The 15,204-nt window shown below is 57.6% G+C and carries 11 protein-coding genes; 5 read left to right on the forward strand and 6 right to left on the reverse strand.

Annotated elements, in window-relative coordinates:
- Positions 1–272 precede the first annotated feature (272 nt).
- A complete protein-coding gene (locus tag ASG55_RS20155) occupies positions 273–1,898 on the forward strand; it encodes a methyl-accepting chemotaxis protein (protein WP_056789667.1) in 1,626 nt (541 codons plus the stop codon).
- Between the two features lie 41 nt (positions 1,899–1,939).
- On the forward strand, positions 1,940–3,127 hold the full coding sequence (locus ASG55_RS20160; RefSeq protein ID WP_056789670.1) for a pyridoxal phosphate-dependent aminotransferase: 1,188 nt from the start codon (positions 1,940–1,942) through the stop codon (positions 3,125–3,127).
- Between the two features lie 168 nt (positions 3,128–3,295).
- Here ASG55_RS20160 and ASG55_RS20165 read toward each other — a convergent pair whose 3' ends face one another.
- From ASG55_RS20165 to ASG55_RS20185, 5 genes are all read right to left on the reverse strand, one after another.
- A complete protein-coding gene (locus ASG55_RS20165) occupies positions 3,296–4,264 on the reverse strand; it encodes a 2-hydroxyacid dehydrogenase (RefSeq protein WP_056789673.1) in 969 nt (322 codons plus the stop codon).
- Positions 4,265–4,278: 14 nt separating this feature from the next.
- The gene (locus tag ASG55_RS20170) at positions 4,279–5,577 is read right to left on the reverse strand and encodes an MFS transporter (protein ID WP_056789676.1); all 1,299 of its coding nucleotides are present in this window, start codon (positions 5,575–5,577) and stop codon (positions 4,279–4,281) included.
- Positions 5,578–5,634: 57 nt separating this feature from the next.
- Positions 5,635–6,654, reverse strand: coding sequence for a sugar kinase (locus ASG55_RS20175; protein ID WP_056789679.1), 1,020 nt, complete (start codon positions 6,652–6,654; stop codon positions 5,635–5,637).
- A complete protein-coding gene (locus tag ASG55_RS20180; protein WP_056789681.1) occupies positions 6,647–7,429 on the reverse strand; it encodes a sugar phosphate isomerase/epimerase family protein in 783 nt (260 codons plus the stop codon). The genes ASG55_RS20175 and ASG55_RS20180 overlap by 8 nt, the downstream gene beginning before the upstream one ends.
- Before the next feature lie 150 nt (positions 7,430–7,579).
- Positions 7,580–8,608 (reverse strand): LacI family DNA-binding transcriptional regulator, encoded by a 1,029-nt coding sequence (locus ASG55_RS20185; RefSeq protein ID WP_056789684.1) that lies wholly within the window; start codon positions 8,606–8,608, stop codon positions 7,580–7,582.
- A 237-nt stretch (positions 8,609–8,845) separates the two neighbouring features.
- Here ASG55_RS20185 and ASG55_RS20190 point away from each other — a divergent pair, with 237 nt between their 5' ends.
- The 3 genes from ASG55_RS20190 (at position 8,846) to ASG55_RS20200 (ending at position 14,572) form a co-directional block, all read left to right on the forward strand.
- Positions 8,846–9,691: a hypothetical protein gene (locus ASG55_RS20190; RefSeq protein WP_056789688.1), complete on the forward strand. Its 846-nt coding sequence runs from the start codon at positions 8,846–8,848 to the stop codon at positions 9,689–9,691.
- A 105-nt stretch (positions 9,692–9,796) separates the two neighbouring features.
- A complete protein-coding gene (locus ASG55_RS20195; RefSeq protein WP_056789691.1) occupies positions 9,797–11,881 on the forward strand; it encodes a hypothetical protein in 2,085 nt (694 codons plus the stop codon).
- A 249-nt stretch (positions 11,882–12,130) separates the two neighbouring features.
- Positions 12,131–14,572: an autotransporter outer membrane beta-barrel domain-containing protein gene (locus ASG55_RS20200; protein ID WP_056789695.1), complete on the forward strand. Its 2,442-nt coding sequence runs from the start codon at positions 12,131–12,133 to the stop codon at positions 14,570–14,572.
- A 50-nt stretch (positions 14,573–14,622) separates the two neighbouring features.
- On the opposite strand, the gene ASG55_RS20205 is transcribed toward ASG55_RS20200, so the two are convergent.
- Positions 14,623–15,132 (reverse strand): hypothetical protein, encoded by a 510-nt coding sequence (locus ASG55_RS20205; RefSeq protein WP_056789698.1) that lies wholly within the window; start codon positions 15,130–15,132, stop codon positions 14,623–14,625.
- Positions 15,133–15,204 lie beyond the last annotated feature (72 nt).

Raw genomic sequence — 15,204 nt, forward strand, 5'->3', positions numbered from 1 at the left:
CGAGGCTGCGATCTTTTGACTTTTAAAAGCAGGATCAAAAGATCGCAGCCTCGTTGCACTCGACAGCTCCTACCAAGGGCAGCGGAGCAGTTTTTGATTGTTGCCACGTCCTGAAAAATATTTACCGCAGACCCGAAACCTTCCTCAAGCCTGGCCGATACAACGGTCAGGCGCACACAAAACCACAATTCAGTGCCGCCGGACTGTCGCCCGCTATGGGCCAGTGCTCACGGCATGGACGCTCGTAGTTTCTTTCTTTCGAGAGTCCGACCATGTCCCTGCGTAACCTGAATATCGCGCCACGTGCTTTCCTCGGTTTTGCCTTTATCGCCTTGCTGGTGATTGTCCTCGGCGTGTTCGCGGTCAGCCGCATGACGGTCATTCGTCAGGCGTCGGTCGACATGGACACCAACCAATTGCCAAGCGTGACCCACCTCAGTGTGGTCACGGAAAACGTCCTGCGCATGCGCATTCTCTCGTTCCGTGTGCTGGTCAATCGCGAACCGGCCAGCCTGCAAGAGGCAGAAACCCGCATCGCGGTGCTGGTCGACAAGGTGCGCAAAGCTCAGGCCAGCTACGCTGCGTTGCCGGCAGGTTCTGAAGAGCGCGCGGTCTTCCAGACGTTTTCGACGACGCTCGATAATTACCTGCAAGCGCAGAATCAGATGATTGAGCTGTCGCGCAAGGGCGATCTGGAAGCGATGCGCGCGTTGATCAACACGCGCATCAAGGAAGGCACCGATCAGATGGGCGAGCAGCTCAACAAGCTGATCGGCATGAATACCGCCGGGGCCAGAGCGGCGGCCATTAAGGCCGGTGAAAACTATGACAGCGCCATCACCGGGATCATCATCGTCGCCGTGATTGCGGCGCTGGCCACCGTGTTGCTCGCCTGGTTGCTGACCCGCAGCATCGTCACGCCGCTCAACCGCGCCGTGCTCGCTGCGCAAACCATTGCTGGCGGTGACCTCAGTAAAGCCATCGAAGTCGACGGCAAGGACGAACCGGCGCGCCTGCTCGAAGCCTTGGCCGCGATGCAGACCAACCTGCGCAAAACCATCGAGCAGATCGCCGGTTCCGCCACGCAACTGGGCGCCGCTGCCGAAGAACTCAGCGCGGTCACCGAAGAAGCGTCGCGCGGGTTGCAGCAGCAGAACAACGAAATCGAACAGGCCGCCACGGCCGTCAACGAGATGACCGCTGCGGTGGAAGAAGTGGCGCGCAATGCCGTTTCGACTTCCGAAGCTTCCAATCAGTCGACCCACGCCGCCCGCGAAGGTCGCGATCAAGTGGTGAAAACCGTCGACGCGATCCAGACCATGACCCACGACGTGCAGAACACCGCGCAGATGATCGAAGGCCTCGCCGCGCAGGGTCGTGACATCGGCAAGGTGCTGGACGTGATTCGGGCCATCGCCGAGCAGACCAACCTGCTCGCCCTCAACGCTGCCATCGAAGCGGCGCGTGCCGGCGAGGCTGGCCGTGGCTTTGCCGTGGTGGCTGACGAAGTGCGCGCCTTGGCCCATCGCACCGCGCAGTCGACCCAGGAAATCGAGAAAATGGTTGCCGGCATCCAGAACGGCACGGGTGAAGCGGTTTCGTCGATGCAGCAAAGTAATCAGCGCACCCAGTCCACGTTGGAAATGGCGCGCGCGGCGGGCGTGGCACTGGAGCAGATCACTCAATCGATTCACCAGATCAACGAACGCAACCTGGTCATTGCCAGCGCGTCGGAAGAGCAGGCGCAAGTCTCCCGTGAGGTCGATCGCAACCTGGTCAACATCCGCGACCTCGCCACGCAATCGGCCGCCGGCGCCAATCAGACCAGTGCCGCGACCCACGAACTGTCGCGACTGGCAGTGGATTTGAACGCCATGGTGGCGCGTTTCGTGATTTGAGATACGGTGAAGGCTGGAAACCGCGCTAACAGGAGACGTACATGCGCTATTCAGCCTTGACCCAACGAATCGCCGGGGAGGGTGCCGCTGCCTGGCAGATTCACGACCGAGCGCTGGAACTGCGCGCCGAGGGCGTTGATGTTTTGTTGTTGAGCGTCGGCGATCCGGATTTCGATACGCCGTTGCCGATCGTCCATGGCGCGATCGATAGCCTGTTGGCCGGCGATACCCATTACGCCGACGTGCGTGGGCGGTTCGAGCTGCGCAGGCTGATTGCCGAGCGTCATCGCCAGCGCAGTGGTCAACGGGTTGATCCTGATCAGGTGATTGTCCTGCCCGGCGCACAATGCGCGGTGTACTCGGTGGCGCAGTGTCTGCTCGATCCGGGCGATGAAGTGATCGTCGCTGAGCCGATGTACGTCACTTACGAAGGTGTGTTTGGCGCCTGCGGTGCCAAGGTGATTGCGGTGCCGGTACGCCCCGACAACGGTTTCCGTGTCGACCCGGCCGATGTTGCCGCGCGCATTACCCCGCGAACGCGCGCCATGCTGCTCAACAGTCCGAACAACCCCAGCGGCGCGAGTTTGCCCTTGCTGATCTGGCAGGAGCTGGCAGCGCTGTGCATTCGTCATGATCTGTGGTTGATCAGCGATGAGGTGTACAGCGAGCTGTTATATGAAGGCGAGCACATCAGCCCGGCGAGCCTGCCGGGCATGGCCGAGCGCACCGCGACGATCAACAGTCTGTCGAAATCCCATGCGATGACCGGTTGGCGTATCGGCTGGATGATCGGCCCGAATGCCTTGGCCGAGCATCTGGTGAATCTGTCGCTGAGCATGCTCTTCGGTCTGCCGGATTTTGTACAGAAGGCCGCGCAAGTAGCGCTGCAAAGTGATCTGCCGGAAGTCTCTCAGATGCGCGAGGAATACCGCTTGCGGCGCGATCTGGTGTGCGAGCGTTTGCACGGTTGCCCTGGGTTGCAGCCGATTCGCCCGGATGGCGGCATGTTCGTGATGGTCGACGTTCGTCAGACCGGGCTTGGCGCGCAAGCATTTGCCGAGCGCTTGCTGGAAGGTTATGGCGTGTCGGTGCTGGCCGGCGAAGCGTTCGGGCCGAGCGCGGCGGGGCATATTCGCATCGGGCTGGTGGTGGATCGGGTCAAACTGGCGGATGCCTGCGCGCGGATTGCGTTGTGTGCGGTGCAGCTGTTGCAGGCGCGCAGTGCCTGAGGGTCTTGCATTGCCTGCCCCGGCGCCTTGCTGATCGTTCCCACGCTCCGCGTGGGAATGCCTCTAGGGACGCTCCGCGTTCCAACTTTCGGAAGGGACGCGGAGCGTCCCGGGCTGCATTCCCACGCTGATCGTTCCCACGCTGAGCGTGGGAACGATCAGCAACGATCAGTTTAGAGGATTAACCAGATTCGCCGGCCGCTGTCCATTCAACGCCGCCAACAAATTCTCCACCGCACACCGCGCCATTGCCTCACGCGTTTCATGAGTCGCCGAGCCCATGTGCGGCGTCGCCACCACGTTGCTCAACTGCAACAACGGCGAGTCATGATTCAACGGCTCGCGCTCGAACACATCCAGTCCCGCCGCGCGAATGCGCTGGTTGCGCAACGCCTCGATCATCGCCGCCTCATCGACCACCTTGCCCCGCGAGATATTGATGAAGATGCTCTCCGGCCGCATCAACGCAAATTGCTCGGCGCCGATCAAACGTTCGGTCTGCGCCGTCAGAGGCAAAGTCAGGCAAACGAAATCGGCCTGCTGGAGCAACTCTTCGAGGCTGCGATACTGTGCGTCGAAACGCTCCTCGACCGCCGGTTTGCGCGACTGGCTGTGGTAGATCACCGGCATGCCGAAACCGAAATGCCCGCGCTGGGCCAAGGCCTCGCCGATGCGGCCCATGCCGATGATGCCCAGCGTCTTGCCGTGCACATCGGTACCGAAATGCGCCGGACCAATGTTGCGACTCCACTGCCCGCCACGCACCATGTTCGCCAGTTCGACTACACGGCGGGCGGCGGCGAGGATCAGGGCGAAACCGGTGTCGGCGGTGGTTTCGGTGAGCACATCCGGCGTGTTGGTCAGCAGGATCTTGCGCCGGCTCAGATAGTCGATGTCGTAGTTGTCGACACCCACCGAGACGCTGGCAATTGCCTCCAGCTGCGGCGCCAGGTCCAGCAACGCCGCATCCAGTTTGAGGCTGGCGCCGAGCAAACCGTGAGCGCGGGGCAGGGCATCGCGCAACTGCATGAGGCCATCGGCGTCGAGGCTTTCGATCAGCGTTACGTCGAACTGCTCTTGCAGGCGCGCCATCAGCGCGGGCGAAAGTTTCTTGTACAGCAAGACCTGTTTTTTCATGGCAAAAAATCCTTTCAGGAATGCGCCGGCACACGCGGTGTGGCGGCGGCTTTGGCGACGACGCGATCACTGGCGCCGGGCTTGAGGAAAATCGTCAGCACCACCGACAACAGCAACGCGCCGCTCATCAATAAATAGGACGCGCCGGGCGAGCCGGTGGAGCTGTTCAGATAGCCGACCAGATACGAGCCGCCAAAAGAACCGAGCGCGCCCATGCTGTTGATCAACGCCATGGCGCCACCGGCAACGTTGGCCGGCAGGATCTCCGGAACGATGGCGAAAAACGGCCCATACGGCGCGTACATGCAGGCGCCGGCAATCACCAGCAGCGTGTACGACCACCAGAAATGCTCGGCGCCCAGGGCATACGAGCCATAAAACGCAATCGAAGCGATCAGCAGCGGCGGCCAGACAAAGCGTTTGCGCTTTTGCAACTTGTCCGAACCCCACGACACCGCGAGCATGCCCAGCACTGCCGCCAGATATGGCAGCGCCGAGAGCCAGCCGGCCTCGATCATGTCCATTTGCGCGCCGGCCTTGAGGATCGACGGCAGCCACAACACAAAGCCGTAAACGCCGATGCTCCAGCAGAAAAACTGCAGCGCGAGAATGATCACCTTCGGCGAACGGAACGCCTCGGCGTAGTTCTTCACAGCCTTGATGCCGACCTGCTCTGCGGCGAGGGCGCTTTCCAGATCCTGCTTTTCCTGGTCGTTGAGCCACTTGGCCTGGACCGGACGATCATCGGCCAGACGCCACCAGATAAACGCCCACAACACCGCCGGCAGACCTTCGATGATGAACATCCAGCGCCAGCTGAAATGCTGCACCAGATAACCCGAGACCACCGACATCCACAGCATGGTCACCGGGTTGCCGAGGATCAGAAAGGTGTTGGCCCGTGAGCGTTCGGCACGGGTGAACCAATGGCAGAGATACACCAGCATCGCCGGCATCACCGCCGCTTCGACCACGCCGAGCATGAAGCGAATGACGATCAGCCAATAGGCGTTGGATACCACGCCAGTCAGCGTGGCGAGCCCGCCCCAGAGAATCAGGCTGACGAAAATCAGCTTTTTCACGCTGTGTTTCTGCGCGTAGATCGCGCCAGGTACCTGGAAGAAAAAGTACCCAAGAAAGAACAGCGCACCGAGCAGCGAGGACAGGCCCGGTGTGATCATCAGGTCTTCGGCCATGCCCGACGCGGCGGCGAAACCGTAGTTGGCGCGATCGAGATAGGCCAGGCTGTAAGTGATGAACACGATCGGCATGATGTACCACCAGCGGCGGGTGGCGAGGGTAGCGGTTTTCATCGGTGTGACTCCTGAGCTTGTTGTTTTTGTCGCAGCAGGTTCATTGATTTGCGGTGATCAGGCGGGCCTCTTCGCGAGCAGGCTCGCTCCCACAGAGGATTGCATTCCAAATGTGGGAGCGAGCCTGCTCGCGAAGGCGGATTCAAATTCAACCGATAACTCTTGGCGGGTCGGCAACCCCTCCATGTCGCCACGACTCTGCACCGCGCGACTGCCAATCCAGTTCGCCCGCTGCACGGCCTCGGCAAAACTCTGGTGCTCGAGCAGGGCGCTGATCATGCCGACCGCAAAGCCATCTCCGGCACCCACGGTATCGACCACGTTGCTCACCGGCACGCCGGCAACGAAACCCTGATCCAGCTGCGTGCGGTAATAAGCACCCGCAGGCCCGAGCTTGATCGCCACGGCCTCGGCGCCCTGATCCAGATAGAACGCAGCAATGTCGGCCGGGTCGTCGAAACCGGTGAGCAAGCGACCTTCGCTCAACCCCGGCAGCACCCAGTGGGCAAGGGCGGCGAGGCGGTTGATCTGGCGGATCATCTCGCCCTCGCTGGCCCACAGGCTCGGGCGCAGATTCGGGTCGAATGACACGCTGCGCCCGGCGTTGCGCATCCGGGTCATCAGCTCGAAGGACATTTCCCGGCTGGAACCTGACAGCGCCGGCGGAATGCCGGTGGCGTGCAAGTGACGGGCGCTCAGCAGGTTGTCGCTGATGGAGTTGGGCGACAAATGACTGGCCGCCGAACCGCGCCGGAAATATTCGACCTGCGGGTCGCTGCCATCGTCGTTGCGCGATTTGAACTGGAAACCCGTTGGCTGGTTTTTATCGACTTCGACGTGGCTGCAATCCAGACCTTCCTTGATCAGCGTCTCGACCACAAAGCGTCCGAGCGAATCGTTACCGACCCGGCTCAGCCACGCGACGTTGAAACCCAAGCGCGACAAGCCGATCGCGACGTTGCTGTCGGCCCCGGCAATCCGTTTGTGAAACTGCTCGACCTTGGCCAGATCGCCGGTCTGCTCGGCGACCAGCATCGCCATGGTTTCACCGAAAGAAAGAATATCGATCTCAGACATGAGCTGGCTCCAGGCGCGATTGACCGAGGCGGGCGAGGGCGGCGACGTGTTCGCGGGTCAGTTGCACCAGATCATCGCCTTGCAGCGGGTACTCGGCGGCGCGCATAACGCCTTGGTCCATGTGTCGCAGCAGTTGTTCCCACAGATGCAGGTCGCTGATGGCGGGTGGTACGGCAACCAGTTTGCCGTCGGCGCGGCGCGCAACGGCTTTGCAATGCACATAACCGACGTGACGGCCGAGCGCGCGTGCGGCGCTGGCGGCGGACTGGTCCTGCCAGTGCCAGTTGCCAATGTCGAAGGTCATCTTGATCGGCAGGTTGTACTGCTCGACGGCGGCAAAGAAACGCTGGAACGGCTCGATACGTCCGCCGTGCAAGGTCTGGTCGTTCTCCACCAGCAGTTGCACCGGGCTTTGCTTGAGTCGCTCGGCCAGTGCCTGCAAGTCAGAGGTGTCGGTGAAATAACCGAGGGACACTTTCAGCCATTTCGAGCCGAATGCCTGGGCCTGTTGCAGCGCGGTAATCAGTTCGGGATTTGGCTGCGCTTGCCCTGCGAGCCAGAGTTCGGTGGGTGAGGAATAAATGCTTTGCAGGCCCTGCGCCTGGGTAGCCTGAGCCAGTTGCGCCGGGTCTTCACGGGTCAGCAGCTCTTCACGCCACTCGATGCGATTCGCCCCGGCTGCCGCGAGGATGTCGATAAAACAATCCTGCCCACGCTGGCGCACGAGCTCGGCACCGTAGCTGGACAGACTGATGGAAACGGCGGGTTTATTCATTGTTATTGACCTCTGAAACCGGTTTCATTTTTGTTCAAAAAAAATCAGGTGATTCTGTAGTGTTTGTGCAGGCCCTTTCGCGAGCAGGCTCGCCCCCACATTTGCAACACGGTCACCTGTGGGAGCGAGCCCGCTCGCGAAAGCGCCAGATCAGACGCCGCCAATCCCTCGGGTCGAACCCCGCTCAATCAGCACCGGCGCAAAATCCACAATTCGCGCCACCTCATCATCCCCGCGCAAGCGCTTGAGCAGACACTCAAACGCCCGCGCGCCTATCTCTTGCGTCGGCTGTGCCAGCGCGGTAATCCCGCTGCCCACCAACGGATACCAATCCAGATCATCCAGGGCGATCAGCCCGACATCCTCGAACAAGCGCACACCGAGTGCGCGCAACGCGTGAGTCGCCGCCAGCGCCGCCACGCCATTGGCGCAAAACAGTGCTTTCGGACCGTCAACGTGGGTGTTTAAAAAAGTTTGAAGTTGCGCCTTCAGATCATCGCCGGTTTCCAGCACCGCCCCGGTCAGGGCCGAGCGTTGGGCAATCTGCGCTTGAAAACTGCTGACCCGTTCGATCCGCGAACTGGTGCCATCAAACGGTTCGGTTACCAGCAATAAATCCTGATATCCGCGCTGCTCAAGGTGCGCGAGCGCCATCTCTACTGCTTGCGAGTTGTTCAACCCGACCATGTCGCTGTCGAGCCCGTCGACCTTGCGATCCACCAACACCATAGGCATCTCGCGGCGCAGCTCATGCAGTTCGTCCCGGTGATGGCCCAGCGTGTTCACGATCAGCCCTTCGATGTTGTACGAGCGCAACAGCGCCAGATGCTGGCGTTCCTGCTCGTCATCGCGGTCGGTGTTGCACACCACCAGACTGTAGCCGTGCGCACGGCAGGCGGTTTCCACCCCGTGCATCACGGCAATCGAATAGGGGTTACGGATATCGGCGACGAGCATGCCGATCAGCCGAGTGCGCCCGCGTTTCAGGCCGCGGGCCATTTGGTTGGGGCGGTAACCGAGTTCATCAATCGCCTGCTCGATGCGCCGGGCAATGGCATCGGAGAGCAGCGCGCGGTCTTCGCCGATGAAGCGCGAGACGCTGGCCTTGGATACACCAGCGCATTCGGCAACATCAAGCATGGTCACGCGGCTGCGCTGGGCGGCGGAGAAGTCGTTCAATGGGGCAGACCTTATTTTTGAAATGTAGCGTTTTAACGGCATGGATACCGCTGAAACCGGTTTCAGAAGACACTATCTGACCTTGAGCCGTCAACCTTCAAATGCAGCGGAAGCAGTCACGGCAAAATGGATTTCCGACAAACGGTTGCTTTACCTGTCAGATCTGACAGTAGGCATCTTTCCAATACCAGCGCTTAATTTCTTTCAGGCCTAGATGACCAGCCAGTGAGAAATTCCATGCCGATCGAAACGCCGACTACCTCCAGCAATCCATTGAATCCCGGCGTGCTTCTGAGCCTGCCACGAGTGGAAGGCGTCGATCCGCTTGACCCGGCCGGAACATTGCCGCCGGACGCAAAACAGGTGGGCATCGTTTGTATTATTGACCGCTGGCCGAACTTTCCTGTTTCAGGCGTGAATAAAGATCGTGTTGAAATTTTCATTGTTGGTAACCCTGATTTCGTCGCCTTTGGCGAGTATGGGGCCGCGGACGATGCACCGGAGTTTCGTATTCCAGTAGCTCCCGAGAAACTTCCGGATGTGGCTTCGTTTGAGCTTTTCTACACAGTACGTTCGATCAACCCTACTACGTCACCTTCACGACGCCTGACTTTTGCGATAGTTAAGCCGCCGCAACTTTTGAAGGAGGTTACTTTTCCCGATGCGGATGCCTGGGGATATATCGGATGTTACAAGAACCATCCCGACGATCCGGAAGCCTTGTTTATCTGGGAAGGGGTACGTATCGAAATTCCTTTCGATGACTTGTTTCAGCTTGCGGATGTCCTCAGCCTGGATTGGCAGGCATGGGATTCTTTAAACGGGTCGGGAAACCCTTTGACACAGGTGTTTAACTTTACTGAGGTTGTGACAGATGTTGTGACCAAGGAGCCAGTCAAGATCGTAATCAGACCATTTGCTTCACATATAGAACCCATGGAGGAAAACGATTCGGCCTTAGTTAATTACCAGCTATTGCGCGACGGTGTACCTATCTTTCGCTCGTTTACCGGGCTGGTGAAGGTAGACAGGAAAATTCCGGGAGAAAGCAAGTATTGCTCGGATGCAAGTTGGATGAAGTGATCAGGCCGCAACAGTAGCAGCGATATTACGACTGCAGTTGGCGACATTCGCCATTGTCGAAGATGCATGGATCAAAAAACATTTTCTACGCAATGGAGAAGGCACATGACAAGTATTCAAACTGCGGAGTCAGGCACACCCTTGGGCGTTCTGGTCGCACCTACCCCCGAATTGCCAGACGGGCGCGGCACGAACAAGGACATCATTCCGATAGCTGCGATACCTGTGGGCGCCGCGCTGACACTTATGGTCAAGACCAATGTGTGGTCGAATCCTAACAGCAGAGATCAGATCGCCCTTGACGTTACGCGAACCCAGCCTCCTGCCAATCCGCTGCCGACAGACTTCACGCGGTTAAACAGGGTAAACCTCGGCGACGTGGCCAGCCGTCCTGTAGATTTCCCGATCACTGTGCCTACCGAATTTCTGGGTGAGGATGCAACCCCGGTGGGGCCGACGCCGATCTGGGTGCGTAGCGTGCTGTATGAGCGGGGGCTCAACCCGCTGACCGGTCCGGTGATGAAGTTTTTTATCGACCGTACTGGTGCCTGGCAAGCGAAACCTGCACAAACAGGTACAAATCCAGGACAGGTTCCAGGCGCCAGAACAATTCCGCCAGCCACCTTTCCAAATGCCCCCGGGGATCTGGATGACACATGGGCGGGTCAGCCAGGTAACGAAGGGGGATTGCAGGTACAAATTGATACCGGCTACGCCAACGTTCAGCCGGATGACACGTTGACCCTGTACGTGGCAGGTACACGTACCAACCCTCCGCAGGTGCCCCCTTTTTTCAACGGACCGATGCCCACCGATGGCAAGCTGTCCATCCCGACCGCAGAGCTACGCAAGGTAACGAGCGGCCGGGCCTTCATCTGGTTCATCATTACTGACGCTGCTGGCAACCAGAGCGCATGGGGCGTGTATTTCAAAAACGTGCGTTTTCTGCCACTGCCCAAACTGGGCGTCATTACCGTCCCGGCAAACGAAGATGGTCTGATCGATTTAAAAGATGCGCGTGCAGGTGTGAAGGTAAAAGTCAGCCGGTTGGTAGATACAATCGGCACCGACGTAGTGAGCCTGACATACGGCGCTCAACCAGCCCAGGATCTGCCATTCAACGCACTCACGGAGCTGGAGTTCACCATTCCTTGGTCGAGTCTGAGCAAACAATACTTTGATAACCAGACGGGTACGAATTTTGAATTGGACGTGGTCGTCAAAGCTGACTTGATGCGTGGCGGCTTATCCATCGACGACGGATCAACAACTGTCAAAACAGATTTCTCGACGCATCCGCCTTATACCGTCGACCCGACGACCCCGCCCCCTGAAGTTAATCCCGAATTCCGGAAACTGATCGTCCGCGGACAGCCACCTGTCACGGATAACTTACTGGGCCCTCAGGATGTCGATCAGACAGCCAAGGCTCACATCGATGTCTCGCCTGTCACCGCCGGGACGTCGTTTCCCGATCCCGAACCGGGCGATCTGGTTACCCTGAAGTATCTTGGGGATCAAGGCGAAATTATCGTTAATTCCATTCAAATGACTCAGTCGAATATCAATAATGTCGTTCAGATAGATTTGCCATATACCGTTGTCGGTCCGGGTGGTATCGGGCTTAAAGAGGCTTGGTGGACATATGAAAACCCCGCCCGGAATAATACTCAAGACTCGGCAAAGGAGACGGTAACTGTCAATACTGTAGTCATCGTTCTCGATAAGCCAGAATTCCAACGCCCACCTACAGATGGCACCGAAGACCCATACATTATTTGCGAGAGCTTGACGGGGGATGATCACGTTGCGACGTTCAAGATCAAACCTAATGATCATTTCACCGATGGGATGAATATCACATTCAATTGGCAAGGCTGGCATGACGATAAATACACCATAGACGCACCGCCGGATACGGTTTTTTCCGATACTCGTGCGATCACTTCGCTCGAGTTAACGGAGGGGATGCTTTGGGAAGTGCCATACGCACCTTTTATTCGTAATCTTCCTCGTCCACCTGCTACCACGCCTGATCCGACCGACTTTTACGCAGGTTATGTAAAAATCTGGTATTCGACGCCAATTGTAACTACGTCAGAAGTTCAGGAAATGATTGTCTACTTGCTCAATGCTGACTTCTTGTACTGCGAATCGGAACCGGGCTGGGATCCTGCGCCTGCTCCATAAACGGCATTCGCGATCATTGCATTGCCGGAGAGCCAGCCTCTTCAGGCAATGCAATTTAATTGGGGAAGCAAGAAACATCTCGAAATGTCGCGAGTGGGCGATTAAGCCCACCTACTAAGAGGATTAGTCCTACAGAGAAAGTCCAGACTAGCAGGTATTCTCCGGCGTCGCCTACAAAGGTCGTCTGATGGAACATGTACGTCTGAACCGTCCTTCTTCCGTCCCGATAAACCTCAACGAGAAGTGTATATGACGTTTGAAAATAGCTTGGGACCGACACTTTTGAAACTCACTGGCACGCTCTCTTGTGCAGCATTACTGATCGCAATATCCGAGACGGCCTTTTCCCGAAATCTCAATCCTGGTGAAGTCGAAACCGTATCCGTCGGTGCTACGCCAGAAGCCTGGTTCATCCCTGCCACTGCCACGCTTAACGTCAATGGCGGTGATACGCTGAACATCGTTGTCGGCGGTGGGACGTTAAACGCGATTTCCGCCAGCACTTCACAGATTGAAGCCTCAGCAGACGCCCGAGTGTCTCTGGACGCGGCAACGGTGACGGCTAGCAATTTCGACACTGCGCTGAGCTTGACCGACAGCTCGGCAGTGGTATCCGGAAGTACGCTGTCCAGCGATGGCAGAGCAATGTCGCTTGCGCGCGACCTGAATATTCCCGTTGGCTCAACAGCGACCGTCACTGGCAGTACGTTGACAGGCGGTTTTTCGGGTGCAGCGGTGACATCCCTCAGTACGTTGAATCTGGTGGACAGCCGGGTTGAAGGGACCGACGCCGATGGTGTTGGTCTCGAACTCTATGGCGGCAACGCCAATGTCAGTGCAGCCAGCGAGGTCATCGGAGAACTGAATGGGATCATCTTTGGCAAGGATACCGTCCTGAACCCGAGCGATGTCACCGCACAGAGCGTGTTGAAGGTTGATGCGTCAACCGTGCAGGGTCGCACCGGCGCAGCGATCAAAGTCGATTTTGCGACGCCGGACGATCAACCGGTATTTATCGAAATAGCTAACCGTTCGAATCTGATCGGCGGCAACGGTAATATCCTGGAGGTCATCGATGGAGCAGCAGCGCGCTTTCAAATCGACGACAGCCAGTTGACCGGCAATGTAGCGGTTGCTGACGGCGGGACCGCCGCGGTTTTCTTGCAAAACAATGCCAGCCTTGACGGCGATTTGACCAACGTCGATTCTGTTTCGCTCGATACCCGAAGCATACTCACCGGTAACATTCAGGGCTCTGGGACTGGCGTCGTGATGCTGGATAACGACTCGATCCTGCACGGTTCGGTTACTGGCGTCAGCGCTATGTCCATCGGGCGTGGCGCTGAATGGAACCTGGTTGGCAGCAATTCGTTATCGAATCTCGAAATGCAGGGCGGGAACGTCAGATTCGGCACGCCCGCCGAGTTCGTCCGTCTGGATGTTGCCAACCTGTCAGGCAACGGCCGGTTTTTTTTGGATGCTGACGTGTCCACCGGTGAAACGGACTTTCTCAATGTCACGGAATCAGCCAGTGGCCGTCACGAGCTGGTAGTTGGTGCAAGCGCCAGCGAACCTGTCACCGGTGCACCGCTTCAAGTGGCTAACATCGCTGGCGGGGATGCTGAGTTCGATCTGAGAAACGGTCAGGTTGATCGTGGTGCTTTGGCGTACAAACTGGTGCGAGAGGGCGAAGGTATTTTCCTGCGGCCTGATGGGACAACGCCGAGCACTGGTTCACAAACTGCATTGGCAATTGCCGGTACCGCTCCTACTGTTATCTATTCGGAAATGACCACTCTCAATACCCGCCTCGGCGACCGTCGCATGGCCGGCACTCAGCCGCGATCGCGATCGATTGCGGCACTGGACTCAGATAATCAAAACGCGACCAGCGGCCTGTGGATACGCACTCATGCCAATCAGTACAACGTCAAGAATGCCTACGGTGATGGTTATAAACAAAATCAGACTGGCGTCTCATTGGGGGTGGACACGCCACTACCGATAGGTGATGGCCAATGGTTGATCGGGGTTTTTGGTGGCTACAGCACCACTCGCCTTAACCTGGCCCGCGGCAGCGCCGGCACGATCAACAGCACCTATGGCGGGATGTATCTGTCCTGGTATGACGAAACGACCGGGTATTACGTGGATACCGTTGGCAAAATCAACCGTTTCAGTAATGACGTCAAAGTCACCTTGAGCGATGACACTCGAACAAAGGGTGACTTCGATAATCTCGGCATCAGTGGAACCGTCGAAGTGGGTAAGCATATAGTCTTTAACCGAGGTTACTTCATCGAACCCTCTGCTCAGGTTGGTGTTGCGACGGTAAAAGGCAAGGACTACAAGTTGGACAACGGACTGCAGGTAGACAGCAACGAGACCCGCTCATTGCTCGGCAAGGTCGGAATGACCGTTGGCCGCGAGGTGGTGCTGAACAATGGCGGAAAATTGCAACCCAGGCTGCACGCGGCGTTAAGTCATGAATTCGTCAACAATAATCGTGTCAGCGTGAATGACACTGGATTCAACAACGATTTGTCCAGCACCAGCCTAGAGCTGACCGGGGGCCTCAATTGGGTTCCGGCCAATAACAAATGGCAACTGTATGGCGAGATAGGGACCAGCAGGGGCAGCAAAGCTGACCAGGAGCTAGGAGGGAGTGTCGGGCTGAGCTTCAGTTTCTGATTGCATCAGCATTAAAAAAAGGAAGCCTCGCAGCTTCCTTTTTGTCGTAGTCAGTAAGCGTTTTTTCTCTTGCTCAGGTCTGCGTTAGCGACAAACTCCCCAGTGATCGGAAACTCTTCGTTGCCGCTCTCTCCACCATGGTCATATGTGCCGGACCAAGTGCCACTCAGGGTTTTTTTAATGTCGTCATATTTCAATGTCAGGCTCCCGCTCACAGAGACGTGCAGATCACCCGTCGCAGGATTGGAATAGTAGGTACTTCTGACATCATCGCTATCTTTGGAGAGGTCATAGGTCGACGATTGGGGTTTAAAAGGGAACACAAACTCAAGCGTACGCGTCACACCATCCTTAGTGTGTCCAGCTGTCAGGACGTAACGCAGGCCTTCCGGGTAGGGCTTCGGCCCGAAGGAAGGTACAGAGGTAGATCGAAACTCCATGAATTGAGGGATTTTGACAAACCTGTAGTTTGGGTTGGCATCGCCGTTGATAGTGGCTGACAAATAGGTCGGCGCTAAAACCGGAGAGATCGTCGTGTAGGCTCGGGCTGCATAGCTCATGAGTTTTATCTCCATACAATATGGTTGGGGACATCCAAAGACTGACCCGTCCTACTTCTGGATGTTGTATGG

The sequence above is a fragment of the Pseudomonas sp. Leaf434 genome, assembly GCF_001425545.1.
In the GTDB taxonomy this organism is placed as follows: domain Bacteria; phylum Pseudomonadota; class Gammaproteobacteria; order Pseudomonadales; family Pseudomonadaceae; genus Aquipseudomonas; species Aquipseudomonas siliginis.